The organism is Streptomyces sp. CNB091, from assembly GCF_000377965.1.
Genome location: NZ_KB899008.1, coordinates 52,425 through 69,021, shown reverse-complemented (window position 1 = coordinate 69,021; position 16,597 = coordinate 52,425). Strand labels below are relative to the sequence as shown.

Here is a 16,597-nt window from a genome sequence, read left to right as displayed (position 1 = left end):
CTGCCGCCCTGGCAGAATCGGAGACAGCCGTTCATACGCGACGGCGAACTTCGGTGTCACCGATCCGGCCGGCGATCCGGCCGTCCGCAGGGTGGCGCCGCGACCTCGTCCCCGACCTTGAGGGTTCTCGGCCCATGCCCCCCACGCTCGCCTCGCTCGTCCAGCACTCGGCGCTCAAGCTCACGGTGCGCGCGGGCGCGGACCGGCTCGGCACCCCCGTGCGCTGGGCCCACGCCAGCGAGCTGGCCGACCCCGTCCCGTACATGGACGGCGGCGAACTCCTCCTCGTGACCGCCACCAATCTCGACGCCGACGACCCCGAGTCCATGCGGCGCTATGTGCGGCGGCTGGCCGGGGCCGGGGTCGCCGGGGTGGGGTTCGCGGTCGGGGTGAACTACGACGACATCCCGGCCGCCCTCGTGGAGGCCGCCGAGGAGGCCGGGCTGCCGCTCCTCGAAGTTCCCCGCCGCACCCCGTTCCTCGCCATCAGCAAGGCCGTCTCCGCGGCCATCGCCGCCGACCAGTACCGCGCGGTCACCGCCGGCTTCGAGGCCCAGCGCGAGCTGACGAAGGCCGCGCTCGCCGGGGACGGGCCCGCCGACCTCCTCGCCCGGCTCGCCGCCCACATCGACGGCTGGGCCGCGCTGTACGACACCTCGGGCGCGGTCCTCGCCGCCGCCCCCGACTGGGCCGCCCGCCGGGCCGCCCGCCTCACCCCCGACGTCGAACGCCTCCGGGACCGCCCCGCCCCCGCAAGCGTCGTCGTCGGGGACAGCGAGGACCGGGTCGAGCTCCAGTCGCTGGGCTCCGGCCGTCGGGCCCGCGGCGCGCTGGCCGTCGGCACGGGAGCGGCGCTCGGGACCGCCGAGCGCTACGCCGTGCACTCCGCCGTCGCCCTGCTCACCCTGACCACCGCCCGATCCCGCTCCCTCCAGGGCGCCGAACAGCGCCTGGGCGCCGCCGTCCTGCGCATGCTCCTCGCCGGACAGCCCGACCATGCGCGGGCGGTCGCCGGCGACCTCTACGGCGGGCTGCTCGACGCCCCGTTCCGGCTGCTCATCGCCGAGACCGCCGCCCCCGCCGGGTCCGAGCTGCTCACCGAGACGATGGAGGCCGCCGCCGCCCGCTCCGGCGAGGCGCTGCTCCTGGTCCCCGAGGGCGAGCGCGTCGTCGTGCTCGCCGCGGACGGCGGCTCCGCCGTCGCCGCCTGCGCCGCCTACGCCGAGGCCCAGGACGACCGCGCCCCGCGCGAGGGCGGCGCCGAGGACAGCGACGTCGTGGTCGGCCTCTCCGCCCCCTCGGGCCCGATCGCCGTCTCCGCCGCGTACAAGCAGGCCGAACAGGCCCTCTCCGTCGCCCGTAGGCGCGGCAGGGCGCTGGTCGAGCACGAGGAGCTGGCCACCGGCTCGGTGCTGCCGCTGCTCGCCGACGACGCGGTACGGGCCTTCGCCGACGGCATGCTCCGCGCGCTGTACGAGCACGACGCCAAGGGCCGCGGCGACCTCGTGGCCTCCCTGCGCGCCTGGCTCTCCCGCCACGGCCAGTGGGACGCCGCCGCCGCCGACCTGGGCGTGCACCGGCACACCCTGCGCTACCGGATGCGCCGTGTGGAGGAGATCCTGGGGCGCTCGCTGGACGACCCGGACGTGCGCATGGAGCTGTGGCTCGCCCTCAAGACGACCGAGGCGGCGACGCCCGCCGGGGAGTAGCCCGGGGGCTACTCCCGGCGGGCGTCGGCCCACCCGTAATCCTCTGGCCAAATCGGAGCAGCGGACGCCCAGTCCACTCCACCCCGGACAAACACGATCGCGCCCTCCCCGCCCTACCGTGGGACCACAGCGGGAAGCCTCCCGGGCGCCCACGACCTTCGTCACGACTTCGGTCGCGACCTCCTCACGACTGCTCACGACCTCCGAAGGGCCGGAACCTCCATGACTTCGCCCCACGCCTTCTGGGTGGCCGGCCGCCAGGCCACCGGTGCCGACAGCTTCGACGTCACCAACCCGTACGACGGACGCCTCGTCGGCACCGTCAGCGTGCCGACCGACGCCCAGGTCGAGGAGGCCGTCGCCGCCGCCCACGCGGTGCGCGACGAGTTCGCCGCCACCCCGGCGCACGTCCGGGCCGCGGCCCTCGACCACGTCGTACGGCGGCTGACGGAGCGCACCGAGGAGATCGCCCAGCTGATCTCGGCGGAGAACGGCAAGCCGATCAAGTGGGCCCGCGGCGAGGTCGGCCGGGCCGTGTCCGTGTTCCGGTTCGCCGCCGAGGAGGCCCGCCGCTTCAACGGTGGCGAGGCCCAGCGGCTCGACACCGACCTCGGCGGCACCGGCCGGCTCGGGCTGACCCGGCGCTTCCCGCGCGGGGCCGTCCTCGGCATCGCGCCCTTCAACTTCCCGCTGAACCTCAGCGCCCACAAGGTCGCCCCGGCCATCGCCGTCGGCGCCCCGATCATCCTCAAGCCGGCCCCGGCCACCCCGATCTCGGCCCTCGTCCTGGGCGAGCTGCTCGCCGAGACCGACCTGCCGGCCGGCTCCTGGTCCGTCCTGACGGTCCCCAACGACAAGATGCCCGCAGTCGTCCAGGACGAGCGGCTGCCGGTCATCTCCTTCACCGGCTCGGGCCCGGTCGGCTACGCGATCATGGAGTCGGCGCCCCGCAAGCACTGCACCCTGGAGCTCGGCGGCAACGGCGCGGCCGTCGTCCTCGGCGACTACGCGTCCGAGGCCGACCTCGACTGGGCCGCCACCCGGATCGCCACGTTCTCCAACTACCAGGGCGGCCAGTCCTGCATCTCCGTGCAGCGCGTCATCGCCGACGCCGCCGTCTACGACCGGCTCGTCCCCAAGATCGTCGCCGCCGTCGAGGCCCTGGTCACCGGTGACCCGGCCGACGCCGCCACCGACGTCGGCCCCCTCGTCAGCGAGGACGCGGCCAAGCGCGTCGAGTCCTGGGTCGACGAGGCCGTCCAGGGCGGCGCCCAGCTGCTCACCGGCGGCAAGCGCGACGGGGCCACCTACGCCCCGACCGTCGTCGCCGGCCTCCCCGACGGTGTGAAGCTCTCCTGCGAAGAGGTCTTCGGCCCGGTCATGTCCCTCCAGAAGGTGGACGGCGAGGCGGAGGCGTTCGCCGCCGTCAACTCCTCCGAGTACGGCCTCCAGGCCGGCGTCTTCACCCACGACCTCCAGACCGCCTTCCGCGCCCACCGCGCCCTGGAGGTCGGCGGCGTGATCATCGGCGACGTCCCCTCGTACCGCGCCGACCAGATGCCGTACGGCGGGGCCAAGCAGTCCGGCGTCGGCCGCGAGGGCGTCCGCTACGCCATGGACGACTACACCTACGAGCGCGTCCTGGTCCTCACCGGCCTCGCCCTGTAACACCCCGGACGACCCCGCCCGCGCCCCCGCCTGGACAGCGGGTGCGGGCGGGGGGCGCGAAACGGACGGCCCGAACCCACTGTGCGGGGGTTCGGGCCGTCCGCGTTATCCGCGCGCGGGCACTCGTGCGGGTGCCGAACCACGGGTACACGGGTTACATACGGACCAGGAGCAGCCCAGTAGCAGCAGCGACTAGCAGTCCGTGCGTCCAGGTTCAGGGGTCCATCCGTCCGGTGGCGCGCGGCGAGGTGAGGTCCCTCATGTCCGCACCACACGACACCCCTCAGGCCCCCAGGGCGCCCAAGGTCACCGAACGCGAGGCGCGCCGGGTCGCCGAGGCCGCCCGGGAGCAGGACTGGCGCAAGCCCAGCTTCGCCAAGGAGCTGTTCCTGGGGCGCTTCCGTCTGGATCTGATCCATCCGCACCCCCTGCCGCCGCCCGACGACATCCGGCGCGGCGAGGAGTTCCTGGCGCGGCTGCGCACGTTCTGCGAGACGCGTGTGGACAGCGCGCGGATCGAACGCGAGGCGAAGATCCCCGACGAGGTGATCGCCGGTCTCAAGGAGCTCGGCGCGCTCGGGATGAAGATCGAGACCAAGTACGGCGGGCTCGGCCTCACCCAGGTGTACTACAACAAGGCGCTCGCCCTGGCCGGCTCGGCCAGCCCCGCGATCGGCGCGCTGCTCTCCGCGCATCAGTCGATCGGCGTACCGCAGCCCCTGAAGATCTTCGGCACCCAGGAGCAGAAGGACGTCTACCTGCCCCGGCTGGCCACCACCGACGTCTCCGCCTTCCTGCTGACCGAGCCGGACGTCGGCTCCGACCCGGCCCGCCTCGCCACCTCCGCGGTGCCCGACGGGCCGGACTACGTCCTCGACGGCGTGAAGCTCTGGACCACCAACGGCGTCGTCGCCGACCTCCTCGTCGTCATGGCCAGGGTTCCCGCCTCCGAGGGCCACCCCGGCGGCATCACCGCGTTCGTCGTCGAGGCCGACGCCCCGGGCGTCACCGTCGAGCACCGCAACGCCTTCATGGGGCTGCGCGGCATCGAGAACGGCGTCACCCGCTTCCACCGGGTCCGGGTGCCCGGCGCCTGCCGGATCGGGCCGGAGGGCGCCGGCCTGAAGATCGCCCTGACCACCCTCAACACCGGCCGCCTCTCGCTGCCCGCGATGTGCGTGGGCGTCGGCAAGTGGTCCCTGAAAATCGCCCGCGAATGGTCGGGCGTCCGGGAACAGTGGGGCAGGCCCGTCGCCAAGCACGAGGCGGTCGGCGCGAAGATCTCGTTCATCGCGGCCACCACCTTCGCCCTGGAGGCCATCGTCGACCTCTCCTCGCAGATGGCCGACGAGGACCGCAACGACATCCGCATCGAGGCCGCCCTCGCCAAGCTGTACGGCTCCGAGATGGGCTGGCTGATCGCCGACGAACTGGTCCAGATCCGCGGCGGCCGGGGTTTCGAGACCGCCGAGTCGCTGGCCGCCCGCGGCGAACGCGCCGTGCCCGCCGAGCAGATGCTCCGGGACATGCGGATCAACCGGATCTTCGAGGGCTCCACCGAGATCATGCACCTGCTGATCGCCCGCGAGGCCGTCGACGCCCACCTCAAGGTCGCGGGCGACATCATCGACCCCGACAAGCCGCTCTCCGCCAAGGCGAAGGCGGGCGCGAACGCCGCCGGGTTCTATGCCCGCTGGCTGCCCAAACTCGTCGCCGGGCCGGGACAACTGCCGCGTACGTACGCCGAGTTCCACCCCGCCGGGCACCGCGACCTCTCCGGTCACCTCCGGTACGTCGAACGGTCCTCGCGCAAGCTGGCCCGGTCCACCTTCTACGCCATGTCCCGCTGGCAGGGGCGGATGGAGACCAAGCAGGGCTTCCTCGGCCGGATCGTCGACATCGGGGCCGAACTCTTCGCGATGAGCGCCGCCTGCGTCCGCGCCGAGCACCTGCGCGGGACCGGGGAGCACGGCCGCGAGGCCTACCAGCTCGCGGACGCCTTCTGCCGGCAGGCCCGCATCCGGGTCGAGGAGCTGTTCACCCGCCTGTGGTCCAACACCGACGACCTCGACCGGCACGTCGTCGACGGCGTCCTGGCGGGGACGTACACCTGGCTGGAGGAGGGTGTCGTCGACCCCAGCGGCGAGGGCCCCTGGATCGCGGACGCCACCCCGGGGCCCTCCGCCCGGGAGAACCAGCACCGACCGGTGCGCTGAGCCCCGAGGCCGACCGGGGTGCGTCCACCCCGTCCACGCACCGGACGCACCCCGTACGCCCCGCCCGCTGCCGGGCAGGATGAGGGCCGTGACCGTCATCGACATCCCCGGCTCCAAGTCCGTCACCGCCCGCGCCCTCTTCCTGGCCGCCGCGGCGGACGGCACCACCACCCTGCTGCGGCCGCTGCGCTCGGACGACACCGAGGGCTTCGCCGAAGGCCTGAAGAGCCTCGGCTACAGGGTCGACCGGGAGGCCGACCGCTGGCACGTCGAGGGCCGCCCCGCCGGGCCGGGCGTACCCGACGCCGACGTCTTCTGCCGCGACGGCGCGACCACCGCCCGCTTCCTGCCCACCCTCGTCGCGGCAGCCGCCTCCGGCACGTACCGCTTCGACGCCTCCGCCCAGATGCGCCGCCGCCCGCTCGCCCCGCTCACCCGCGCCCTCACCGCCCTCGGCGTCGACCTGCGCCACGAGGCGGCCGAGGGGCACCACCCGCTGACCGTCCGGGCCGCCGGGATCGAGGGCGGCGAGATCGCCCTGGACGCGGGGGAGTCGTCCCAGTACCTCACCGCACTGCTGATGCTCGGACCGCTCACCGCGAAGGGGCTGCGGATCGAGGTCACCGAGCTGGTCTCCGCGCCGTACGTCGAGATCACCCTCGCGATGATGCGCGACTTCGGCGTGGAGGTACTGCGGGAGGGGAACACCTTCGCCGTCCCTTCCCCGAGTTCTCGGCTTCGCCCGAACAGGGGAGGCTCCGTCGGCGGCTACCGGGCCACCGCGTACGCCGTCGAGCCCGACGCCTCCACCGCGAGCTACTTCTTCGCCGCCGCCGCCCTCACCGGCCGCGAGGTCACCGTCCCCGGCCTCGGCACCGGCGCGCTCCAGGGTGACCTGCGCTTCGTCGACGTCCTGCGGGACATGGGCGCCGAGGTGGAGGTGGGTGCCGACGCCACCACCGTCCGCTCCACCGGCCGGCTCCGCGGCCTCACCGTCAACATGCGCGACATCTCCGACACCATGCCGACCCTCGCCGCCATCGCCCCCTACGCGGACGGACCCGTGCGGATCGAGGACGTCGCCAACACCCGGGTCAAGGAGTGCGACCGACTGGAGGCGTGCGCCGGGAACCTGCGCGCCATGGGCATCACCGTCCACACCGGGCCCGACTGGATCGAGATCCACCCCGGGACACCGAAGCCGACCCGGATCGCCACCCACGGCGACCACCGCATCGTGATGTCCTTCGCCGTCGCCGGACTGCGCACCCCAGGACTGACGTACGACGACCCCGGCTGCGTACGCAAGACGTTCCCGCGCTTCCACGAGGTGTTCCAGGGCTTCGCGGACGGCCTGGTGGCGCGCTGACGGGAGGGGCGGCGCGGCCCACACGGGACGCGCTGTCCCCGCACACAGCCGGAGCGGCAACAATGGGGGCATGAGCGACAGCCCCGCCCCCCTCGCCGACCCGCATCTCGTCTTCGACGCCGTGGACGGCCGCCGGGATCTCGTGATCCTCGGCTCCACCGGGTCCATCGGCACCCAGGCCATCGACCTGGTCCTGCGCAACCCCGACCGCTTCCGGGTCACGGCGCTCTCGGCCGCCGGCGGCCGGGTCGCCCTGCTGGCCGAGCAGGCCCGCCGGCTCCGGGTCGACACGGTCGCCGTCGCCGTCGAGGACGCGGTCCCCGCCCTGCGCACGGCGCTGCGGGAGAGCTACGGGCCCGGCGAGCCGCTCCCCGAGATCCTGGCCGGACCCGACGCCGCCACCACCCTCGCCGCGAGCGCCTGCCACACCGTGCTCAACGGCATCACCGGCTCCATCGGGCTCGCCCCCACCCTGGCCGCGCTCAAGGCGGGCCGCACGCTCGCCCTCGCCAACAAGGAGTCGCTGATCGTCGGCGGCCCGCTGGTGAAGGCGCTCGCCGCCCCCGGCCAGATCATCCCGGTCGACTCCGAGCACGCCGCGCTCTTCCAGGCGCTGGCCGCCGGCACCCGCGCCGACGTCCGCAAGCTCGTCGTCACCGCCTCCGGAGGACCCTTCCGGGGCCGTACGCGCGAGGAGCTGGCCGACGTCACCCGGGAGCAGGCGCTCGCCCACCCGACCTGGGCGATGGGACCGGTCATCACGATCAACTCCGCGACCCTGGTCAACAAGGGCCTGGAGGTCATCGAGGCGCACCTCCTCTACGACATTCCGTTCGACCGGATCGAGGTCGTGGTCCACCCGCAGTCCTACGTGCACTCCATGGTCGAGTTCAGCGACGGCTCCACGCTCGCCCAGGCCACCCCGCCGGACATGGGAGGCCCCATCGCCATCGGCCTCGGCTGGCCCCAGCGCGTCCCGGACGCCGCCCCCGCCTTCGACTGGACGAAGGCCTCCAGCTGGGAGTTCTTCCCGCTGGACACCGAGGCCTTCCCCTCGGTCGGCCTCGCCCGGCACGTGGGCGGGCTCGGCGGCACCGCGCCGGCCGTCTTCAACGCCGCGAACGAGGAGTGCGTGGACGCTTTCCTCGCCGGACAGCTGCCCTTCAACGGAATCATGGATACGGTCACCGCTGTGGTGTCCGAACACGGCACCCCCGCCCCGGGAACCTCGCTCAGCGTCGCGGACGTCCTCGAAGCGGAAACGTGGGCCCGCGCACGGGCCCGGGAACTCTCGGCGAAAGCGACAGCGGAGGCGCGCGCATGAGTCTGACCTCGGTCCTGCTGACGGTCCTGGGGATCGCCGTCTTCGTCGTGGGCCTGCTCTTCTCCATCGCCTGGCACGAGCTGGGCCACCTCTCCACGGCCAAGATGTTCGGCATCCGGGTCCCGCAGTACATGGTCGGCTTCGGCCCGACGCTCTGGTCGAAGAAGAAGGGCGACACGGAGTACGGCATCAAGGCCATCCCGGCCGGCGGCTACATCCGCATGATCGGGATGTTCCCGCCGGGCCCCGACGGCCGGCTCGAAGCCCGCTCCACCTCGCCCTGGCGCGGCATGATCGAGGACGCCCGCTCCGCCGCCTACGAGGAGCTGGAGCCGGGCGACGAGAAGCGGCTCTTCTACACGCGCAAGCCGTGGAAGCGCGTCATCGTGATGTTCGCCGGCCCCTTCATGAACCTGATCCTCGCGGTCGCCATCTTCATGGGCGTCGCGATGACCTTCGGCTTCCAGACCCAGACCACCGAGGTCGCCGGCGTCCAGCAGTGCGTGATCTCGCAGAGCGACAAGCGCGAGACCTGCGAGGACGGCGACCCGGTCTCGCCCGCCAAGGCCGCCGGCCTCCAGGAGGGCGACCGCATCGTCGCCTTCGACGGGAAGAAGGTCGACGACTGGGCGACGCTCTCGGACCGCATCCGCGAGACCATCGGCCCCGCCACCCTCGTCGTCGAGCGCGACGGCAGGGAAGTGACCCTCGACGCCGTCCTGCGCGAGAACGCCGTCGCGAAGAAGGACGGCAACGGCCAGGTCGTCCCGGACCAGTTCATCAAGGCGGGCTATCTGGGCTTCGCCGCCCGGACCGAGATCGTGCCGCTCTCCTTCGCCGACTCCACCGTCCGCATGGGCGACATGATCGAGAACGGCGTCGACTCGATCATCGCGCTGCCGTCCAAGATCCCGGCCCTCTGGGACGCGGCCTTCAGCGACGGCCAACGGGCCGACGACTCGCCGGTCGGCGTGGTGGGCGCGGCCCGGATCGGCGGCGAGGTGATGAACCTCGACATCCCGGCGCAGAACCAGGTCGCGATGATGCTGTTCCTGCTCGCGGGCTTCAACCTGTCCCTGTTCCTCTTCAACATGCTGCCGCTCCTCCCGCTGGACGGCGGGCACATCGCGGGCGCGCTCTGGGAGTCCCTGCGGCGCAATCTGGCCAAGGTCTTCCGCCGCCCCGACCCCGGCCCGTTCGACGTGGCCCGGCTCATGCCGGTCGCCTACGTGGTCGCCGGACTCTTCATCTGCTTCACGCTGCTGGTCCTGGTGGCCGACATCGTGAACCCCGTCAAGATCTCCTGAGCGGCCGGACCGCCCCCAGGTGTCGGCCGGGCACACACCGCGTGTCCGGCCGCTCACCAACGGGTGGACTTGTCGACAGGGTGCGTCCGTCCCGCCTCCGGTGCCGTAACCTCGAAGGCTGGAGCCCGCCGATCTCGGGACCTTGATCCACACCTTGGGGATGCTCAGCGCATGACTGCGATTTCTCTCGGAATGCCGGCCGTTCCGACCAAGCTCGCCGACCGAAGGGTCAGCCGACAGATCCAGGTCGGCACGGTCGCGGTCGGCGGCGACGCGCCCGTATCCGTGCAGTCGATGACGACGACACGCACGTCCGACATCGGCGCCACGCTCCAGCAGATCGCCGAGCTGACGGCGTCCGGCTGCCAGATCGTCCGCGTCGCGTGCCCGACGCAGGACGACGCCGACGCGCTCGCCACGATCGCCCGGAAGTCGCAGATCCCGGTGATCGCCGACATCCACTTCCAGCCGAAGTACGTCTTCGCCGCGATCGACGCCGGCTGCGCCGCGGTCCGGGTCAACCCGGGCAACATCAAGCAGTTCGACGACAAGGTCAAGGAGATCGCCAAGGCGGCCGCCGAGACCCGCACCCCGATCCGGATCGGCGTCAACGCCGGCTCCCTGGACGCGCGGCTCCTGAAGAAGTACGGCAAGGCCACCCCCGAGGCCCTCGTCGAGTCGGCCCTGTGGGAGGCGTCCCTCTTCGAGGAGCACGGCTTCGGCGACATCAAGATCTCGGTCAAGCACAACGACCCGGTCGTCATGGTCAACGCCTACCGCCAGCTCGCCGCCCAGAGCGACTACCCGCTGCACCTCGGCGTCACCGAGGCCGGACCTGCGTTCCAGGGCACCATCAAGTCGGCCGTCGCGTTCGGCGCGCTGCTCTCCGAGGGCATCGGCGACACCATCCGCGTCTCCCTCTCGGCCCCGCCGGCCGAGGAGGTCAAGGTCGGCCTCCAGATCCTTGAGGCGCTCAACCTCAAGCAGCGCCGCCTGGAGATCGTCTCCTGCCCGTCCTGCGGCCGCGCGCAGGTCGACGTCTACAAGCTCGCCGACCAGGTCAGCGCCGGCCTGGAGGGCATGGAGGTCCCGCTCCGCGTCGCCGTCATGGGCTGCGTCGTCAACGGCCCCGGCGAGGCCCGCGAGGCCGACCTCGGCGTCGCCTCCGGCAACGGCAAGGGCCAGATCTTCGTGAAGGGCGAGGTCATCAAGACCGTCCCCGAGTCGAAGATCGTCGAGACCCTCATCGAAGAGGCCATGAAGATCGCCGAACAGATGGAGAAGGACGGCATCGCGTCCGGCGAACCCCAGGTCTCCATCGGCGCCTGACCCGCGCCCTTCCACGCCATCACCGCCCCGCCGGGCCCCGCGCCCTGTGGGGCGGCGGTGCGTCCGGGGATCGGCCCCGCCCGCCCCACCGCCCTGCCCGGAGACCGTCTTCCGGACTCGAGCGGCGTTCGACAGGCTCGTCGGTTAAAGTGCGGAAATCAGCAGACCGCATGGTGAGGCCCCCTCGTGTTGACGCAGACCACCACCCGGGTCCTCGAACCCAGCGACCTCCAAGCAGCGCTCGCCATCCTGGAGAGCGCGCCCGTGGCCAACGCCTTCGTGACGTCCCGCGTGCAGGTCGCGGGACTCGACCCCTGGCGCCTCGGCGGCGAGATGTGGGGTTGGTACGCCGACGGGATGCTCCGCTCCCTGTGCTACTCCGGCGCCAACCTCGTCCCCATCTGCGCCGGCCCCGAGGCCGTCCGCGCCTTCGCCGATCGGGCCCGCAGGGCCGGCCGCCGCTGCTCCTCCATCGTCGGCCCCGCCGAACCCACCACCCAGCTCTGGCGGCTCCTCGAACCCAGCTGGGGCCCCGCCCGCGAGGTCCGCGCCAACCAGCCCCTCATGGTCACCGAGAGCCTCTCCGCCGACGTCACCCCCGACCCGCTCGTCCGCCGCATCCGCAAGGACGAGACCGAGGTCCTGATGCCGGCCTGCGTGGCGATGTTCACCGAGGAGGTCGGCATCTCCCCGCTCGCCGGCGACGGCGGACTCCTCTACCAGGCCCGCATCGCCGAACTCATCGGCACCGGCCGCTCCTTCGCCCGCATCGACGACGGCAAGGTCGTCTTCAAGGCCGAGATCGGCGCGGTCACCCCACAGGCCTGCCAGATCCAGGGCGTCTGGGTCGCCCCCGAACACCGGGGCAAGGGCCTCTCCGAAACGGGCATGGCCGCCGTCCTGCGCTACGCACTCGCCGACGTCGCCCCCCTTGTCAGCCTGTACGTCAACGACTACAACACTCCCGCCCGCAAGGCCTACCGCCGTGTCGGCTTCCGCGAGGTCGGCGCGTTCATGAGCGTCCTGTTCTGAACACTCACGCGCCCCCGCCGCAGGAACGGTTCTGACCGCCCGCCCGGGGAACGCATGGTTCTGACCGCCCGCCCCGGGTACGCACGGTTCTGACCGCCCGCCCCGGCCAGTAGGGTTCCCGCATGGCAGCAGCAGTCCCCCAAGAAGGCTCCGCGGCACCCGACGCCGAGATCGGCCCCGTCGACCTGGCCGCCCGCGTCGACGAAGCCCTGCGCGTCCAGGCGGCCGCCTTCGGACTGAGCCAGGACGAGATCGACGTACGCCGCCACATCGTCCTCCGTCACCTGGAACACCCCCACGCCCGCGCACTCGGCGCCACCACCCCCGACGGACGGCTTGTCGGCTTCGTCTACGGGCTGCCCAACGACCGCGCCCAGTGGTGGTCCACCGTCGTCGAGCCCTATCTGCGGGCCACCGGCTCCGACGGCTGGCTGGAGGACTCCTTCGTCATCACCGAACTCCACGTCCACCCGGACCACCAGCGGCGCGGCATCGGGCGCACCCTGATCACCGCCATCACCGACGCCGTCGGCCACCCCCGGTCGATCCTCTCGGCGATCGACAAGGACAGCCCGGCCCGCACCCTGTACCGCTCGCTGGGCTACCGCGATCTGGCCCGCCAGGTCGTCTTCCCGAGCGCCCCGCAGCCCTACGCGGTCATGGGCGCGTCCCTGCCGCTGCTGCGCGCGAGGCCCGGGGCCTGAATGGATTTCCGCCAGCCCGCACCGCCCGGCTAACCTCGGGCTCACCACCCTTGCGAGCAGGAGTTCATCATGGCCCAGGTCCAGCGCATGTCCCGATTGATGGTCAAGACACTGCGCGACGACCCGGCGGACGCCGAGACGCTCAGCCACAAGCTGCTGGTCCGCGCCGGGTACGTCCGCCGCAACGCGGCCGGCATCTGGTCCTGGCTGCCCCTCGGCAAGAAGGTCCTGGACAACATCTCAGGCGTGGTCCGCGAGGAGATGGACGCCATCGGCGCCCAGGAAGTCCTGCTGCCCGCCCTGCTGCCCAAGGAGCCCTACGAGGCGTCCGGCCGCTGGGAGGAGTACGGCGACCTGCTCTTCCGCCTCAAGGACCGCAAGGGCGGCGACTACCTCCTCGGCCCCACCCACGAGGAGATCTTCACCCAGACCGTCAAGGACCAGTGCACGTCCTACAAGGACCTGCCGGTGATGCTCTACCAGATCCAGACGAAGTACCGTGACGAGGCCCGCCCCCGCTCCGGCGTGCTCCGCGGCCGCGAGTTCCATATGAAGGACTCGTACAGCTTCGACACCACCGACGAGGGCCTCGCGCACTCCTACGCCCTGCACCGGGCCGCGTACATCAAGATCTTCGAGCGCCTCGGCCTCGACCACCGCATCGTCTCCGCCGTCTCCGGCGCGATGGGCGGCTCGGCCTCCGAGGAGTTCCTCGCCCCCGCCGCCGCCGGTGAGGACACCTTCGCCGACTGCCCGAACTGCGACTACGCCGCCAACACCGAGGCCGTGACCTTCGCGCTCGCCCCGGTCGACGGCTCGGCGCACGGCGCGGTCGAGGAGCTGGACACCCCCGACACCCCGACCATCGAGACGCTCGCCGCGCACCTCGGCGTCCCCGCCTCCGCCACCCTGAAGAACCTGCTGGTCAAGGTGGACGGCGAGATCGTGGCCGTCGGCGTCCCCGGCCACCGCGAGGTCGACCTCGGCAAGCTCGGCGAGCACCTGGCCCCGGCCGTCGTCGAGCTGGTCACCGCCGAGGACTTCGTCGGCCGCGACGACCTCGTACGCGGTTACGTCGGCCCCCAGGGCCTGGAGAAGGTCCGTTACCTCGCCGACCCCCGCGTCGCCCCCGGCACCTCCTGGGTCACCGGCGCGAACCAGGACGGCAAGCACGCGAGGAACGTCGTCGCGGGCCGCGACTTCGAGGTCGACCAGTACCTCGACGTCGTCGTGGTCGAGGAGGGCGACCCCTGCCCCGAGTGCGGCACCGGCCTCACCCTGGACCGCGCCATCGAGATCGGCCACATCTTCCAGCTCGGCCGCAAGTACGCCGACACCTTCCAGCTCGACGTCCTCGGCCAGCAGGGCAAGCCCGTCCGGGTCACCATGGGCTCGTACGGCATCGGCGTCTCCCGCGCCGTCGCCGCCCTCGCCGAGCAGACCGCCGACGACAAGGGCCTGTGCTGGCCCCGCGAGATCGCCCCGGCCGACGTCCACGTCGTCGCCGCCGGCAAGGCCCTCCAGACGGAGCTGGCCCTCGACATCTCGGAGAAGCTCAACGCGGCGGGCCTGCGGGTCCTGGTCGACGACCGCCCCGGCGTCTCGCCCGGCGTGAAGTTCACCGACTCCGAGCTGCTCGGCGTACCCAAGATCCTGGTCGCCGGCCGCCGCTCCGCCGACGGCGTCCTGGAGCTCAAGGACCGCCGCACCGGCGAGCGCGAGGAGCTGACCGTCGACGAGGCGATCGCCCGCCTGACGGCCGACCTGGCCTGATCACGCACACCGCCTGCGAGGAGGGCCCCCGCGCACCGTGGCGCGGGGGCCCTCCTCGTACGTACGCCGGACTACAGCCAGCCCGCGAACTCCAGGTTGACCTCGCCCATCTGCCGCCGTCCCTCGGCCAGGGCGCGGGTGCCCGACTCGACCGCCCGGAACAGCGTCCAGCCGTGCAGCCGCGCCTGCTCCACCTCCAGCGACTCCGCCAGCCGCTTGACCCGTCGCCGGGCCGTCACCGGACCACCGGGCGAGGCGATCAGATCCTCCACCCGGTCCCGCACCAGCCGCGCCAGGTCATAGGCGCGCTCGCCCACCAGCGGCTCCGGACCCACCGTCAGCCACGGCGCCCGCTCCCCGGAGAACACCTTGCTCTGCCGGAAGTTGCCGTGCAGCAGCAGGAGCTCGGGTGATCCCTCGACCAGCTCCGCCCGCGCCGCGAGCGCCGCGTCCACCAGCGGCGCCAGCTCCGGATCGGCCTCGGCGGCCGCCCGCATCCCGGCGCTCTGCCGATCGGTCCGCCCGGCAACGCTCTCGAAGGCGTGCCCCGTCGGCGGCTCCACCCACAGCCGCCGCAGCGTGCCCGCCGCCTCCAGCAGCGCCTTGGCCTCCGGCAGCGAGCGCAGCGACACCTCGTGGTGCAGCCGCTCCAGCAGCAGCGCGCCGGACGCGTCGAGCTCCGGCGCGTCCAGCGGCTTCACCGCGCCCCACCCGTTCCAGTGCTCCAGGGCCGCCCGCTCAAGACCGGGACCGGCGACCGGCGGGGCGATCTTCAGCGCTGCCGGGGTCCCGTCGGCCCGCCGCACCAGAACCACCAGGGAGCTGCGGCCGCCGGGGGCGGCCACCCGCTCCACGGTGAGGCCGTCCCCGGCGGAGAGCGCCTGCTCGGTCAGCGCGGGGAGCGCGTCCAGCCAGTCGGCCGCCGCGGCGTCCCCGTACATCTCACCGAGCGCGCGCACCAGGCGCTGCGGCGGTTCGCAACCCATACGTCGTGTGTTCCCTTTCCGGTTCTTGGTAGCAGCGCGCGTTCTCCGTGTCAGCGCGCGCCGTCCGCGCCGGCGGCCTCCACCGGGCCCGTCGCGGCCGGATCCGCACCGGCGGCCCGCTCGGCTAGCCCCGGAAAGGCTACGTTGCCGCCCCGCCAGCGGGCCGACCGCACCGCGGCCTCCCGCAGCGCGCCCGCGGCCTCCTCGCGGCGAGCGCCCTCGGTGGCCCGTACGAGATCGGCGTAGGCGCCCGCGATCCGGTCCTCCAGCACCGCGGCCAGCCGTACCGCCGACGAGGAGTCCGCGACGGCGAACGGCAGAGCGTACGCGGCGTCCGAGGCCACCGGCCGCCCGCCCCGGTCCCGTACGGTGCGCGCCAGGGCGTCCCGGCGGGCCCGGTGCCCGTCGTACGCCGCGCGGGCCGCGTCGCCCCGCTTCCCGTCGAGGCGGCCGCCCAGCAGCCCGTAGCCGTACACCGCGGCGTGCTCGGCGGCCAGGGCCGCCTGGACCGCGGTCAGCTCGGGGGAGTCCGCGTCCTCCTCGGACGGGCGGGCGGAACGGGTGCTCATGCGGCTGTCTCCTCGGCCAGTTCGGTCAGCAGATACGCGTGCGCCGCCGCGGCCGCCGCCACCGAGGCCAGCAGCCGGGCCAGCTCCGGCTCGACGTTCAGCAGGGCCTGGGCATACGCGTCGGCCCGACGGCGCTCGTCGGCGGCCAGCTCCCGCACCGCGGCCTTCGGGACGGCGGACACCGGGCCGGGCGCGGCCGGAGGGGCGTCGGCCTTCGGGTCGCCCTTCGCGCGCGGCGGCGCCAGCGCCTTCCCGTGCTCCCGCACAGCGGCCCGCAGGGGCGCCAGACCCGCGGCCGTCGCCGGATGCGCCTCGGCCACCAGGTCGTACCGGGCGAGCAGGAGGGCGCCGTCGCGCGCCGCCTTCTCGCGCACGGTCCTCCCGGCCTTCGCGGCGGCGGCCCGCGCGCCGGAGTGCGCGGGCTCCCCACTGTCCGCCGCCTCGTCGCCGCCCCCGCAGCCGGTCAGCACCGCACCCAGGGCGAGGGCTCCCGTAGCGGTGAGCGCCCCCCTGCGCGTCGTCCCCGTGCGCCGCACGTTTCTCCTTCGGGCCGGGACCGATCCTGACAGGATCTGTCCTGATGTGATCACCGCAGGCGAGCGTACCCGCGG

At 73.1% G+C, this 16,597-nt stretch carries 13 protein-coding genes; 10 read left to right on the top strand and 3 right to left on the bottom strand.

Annotation, left to right across the window (positions count from 1 at the left end):
• Nucleotides 1-134 precede the first annotated feature (134 nt).
• From D581_RS0129200 to D581_RS0129155, 10 genes are all read left to right on the top strand, one after another.
• Nucleotides 135-1,709, top strand: coding sequence for a PucR family transcriptional regulator (locus D581_RS0129200; protein ID WP_018960687.1), 1,575 nt, complete (start codon nucleotides 135-137; stop codon nucleotides 1,707-1,709).
• A gap of 222 nt (nucleotides 1,710-1,931) precedes the next feature.
• Nucleotides 1,932-3,377, top strand: coding sequence for an aldehyde dehydrogenase family protein (locus D581_RS0129195; protein ID WP_018960686.1), 1,446 nt, complete (start codon nucleotides 1,932-1,934; stop codon nucleotides 3,375-3,377).
• A 260-nt stretch (nucleotides 3,378-3,637) separates the two neighbouring features.
• Nucleotides 3,638-5,593: an acyl-CoA dehydrogenase family protein gene (locus tag D581_RS0129190; protein ID WP_018960685.1), complete on the top strand. Its 1,956-nt coding sequence runs from the start codon at nucleotides 3,638-3,640 to the stop codon at nucleotides 5,591-5,593.
• An 88-nt stretch (nucleotides 5,594-5,681) separates the two neighbouring features.
• Nucleotides 5,682-6,962 (top strand): 3-phosphoshikimate 1-carboxyvinyltransferase, encoded by a 1,281-nt coding sequence (gene aroA, locus D581_RS0129185; protein WP_018960684.1) that lies wholly within the window; start codon nucleotides 5,682-5,684, stop codon nucleotides 6,960-6,962.
• A 70-nt stretch (nucleotides 6,963-7,032) separates the two neighbouring features.
• On the top strand, nucleotides 7,033-8,286 hold the full coding sequence (gene dxr, locus D581_RS0129180) for a 1-deoxy-D-xylulose-5-phosphate reductoisomerase (protein WP_018960683.1): 1,254 nt from the start codon (nucleotides 7,033-7,035) through the stop codon (nucleotides 8,284-8,286).
• Entirely contained in the window at nucleotides 8,283-9,593 is a 1,311-nt protein-coding gene (locus D581_RS0129175) for a M50 family metallopeptidase (RefSeq protein ID WP_018960682.1), read from the top strand. Before dxr ends, D581_RS0129175 begins: the two co-directional genes overlap by 4 nt.
• A gap of 171 nt (nucleotides 9,594-9,764) precedes the next feature.
• Nucleotides 9,765-10,922, top strand: coding sequence for a flavodoxin-dependent (E)-4-hydroxy-3-methylbut-2-enyl-diphosphate synthase (gene ispG, locus D581_RS0129170; protein WP_026291012.1), 1,158 nt, complete (start codon nucleotides 9,765-9,767; stop codon nucleotides 10,920-10,922).
• A gap of 186 nt (nucleotides 10,923-11,108) precedes the next feature.
• Nucleotides 11,109-11,954, top strand: coding sequence for a GNAT family N-acetyltransferase (locus D581_RS0129165; protein ID WP_018960680.1), 846 nt, complete (start codon nucleotides 11,109-11,111; stop codon nucleotides 11,952-11,954).
• Between the two features lie 122 nt (nucleotides 11,955-12,076).
• Nucleotides 12,077-12,658 (top strand): GNAT family N-acetyltransferase, encoded by a 582-nt coding sequence (locus D581_RS0129160; RefSeq protein ID WP_018960679.1) that lies wholly within the window; start codon nucleotides 12,077-12,079, stop codon nucleotides 12,656-12,658.
• A 69-nt stretch (nucleotides 12,659-12,727) separates the two neighbouring features.
• A complete protein-coding gene (locus D581_RS0129155; RefSeq protein WP_018960678.1) occupies nucleotides 12,728-14,431 on the top strand; it encodes a proline--tRNA ligase in 1,704 nt (567 codons plus the stop codon).
• A gap of 71 nt (nucleotides 14,432-14,502) precedes the next feature.
• On the opposite strand, the gene D581_RS0129150 is transcribed toward D581_RS0129155, so the two are convergent.
• From D581_RS0129150 to D581_RS0129140, 3 genes are read right to left on the bottom strand one after another with little or no spacing between them, the layout of a single operon-like run.
• Complete coding sequence (locus tag D581_RS0129150) at nucleotides 14,503-15,417, bottom strand: aminoglycoside phosphotransferase family protein (RefSeq protein ID WP_018960677.1); 915 nt, start codon at nucleotides 15,415-15,417, stop codon at nucleotides 14,503-14,505.
• Between the two features lie 50 nt (nucleotides 15,418-15,467).
• Nucleotides 15,468-15,986: a ferritin-like domain-containing protein gene (locus D581_RS0129145; protein ID WP_018960676.1), complete on the bottom strand. Its 519-nt coding sequence runs from the start codon at nucleotides 15,984-15,986 to the stop codon at nucleotides 15,468-15,470.
• Nucleotides 15,983-16,522 (bottom strand): hypothetical protein, encoded by a 540-nt coding sequence (locus D581_RS0129140; protein ID WP_026291011.1) that lies wholly within the window; start codon nucleotides 16,520-16,522, stop codon nucleotides 15,983-15,985. Before D581_RS0129140 ends, D581_RS0129145 begins: the two co-directional genes overlap by 4 nt.
• Between the last annotated feature and the right edge of the window lie 75 nt (nucleotides 16,523-16,597).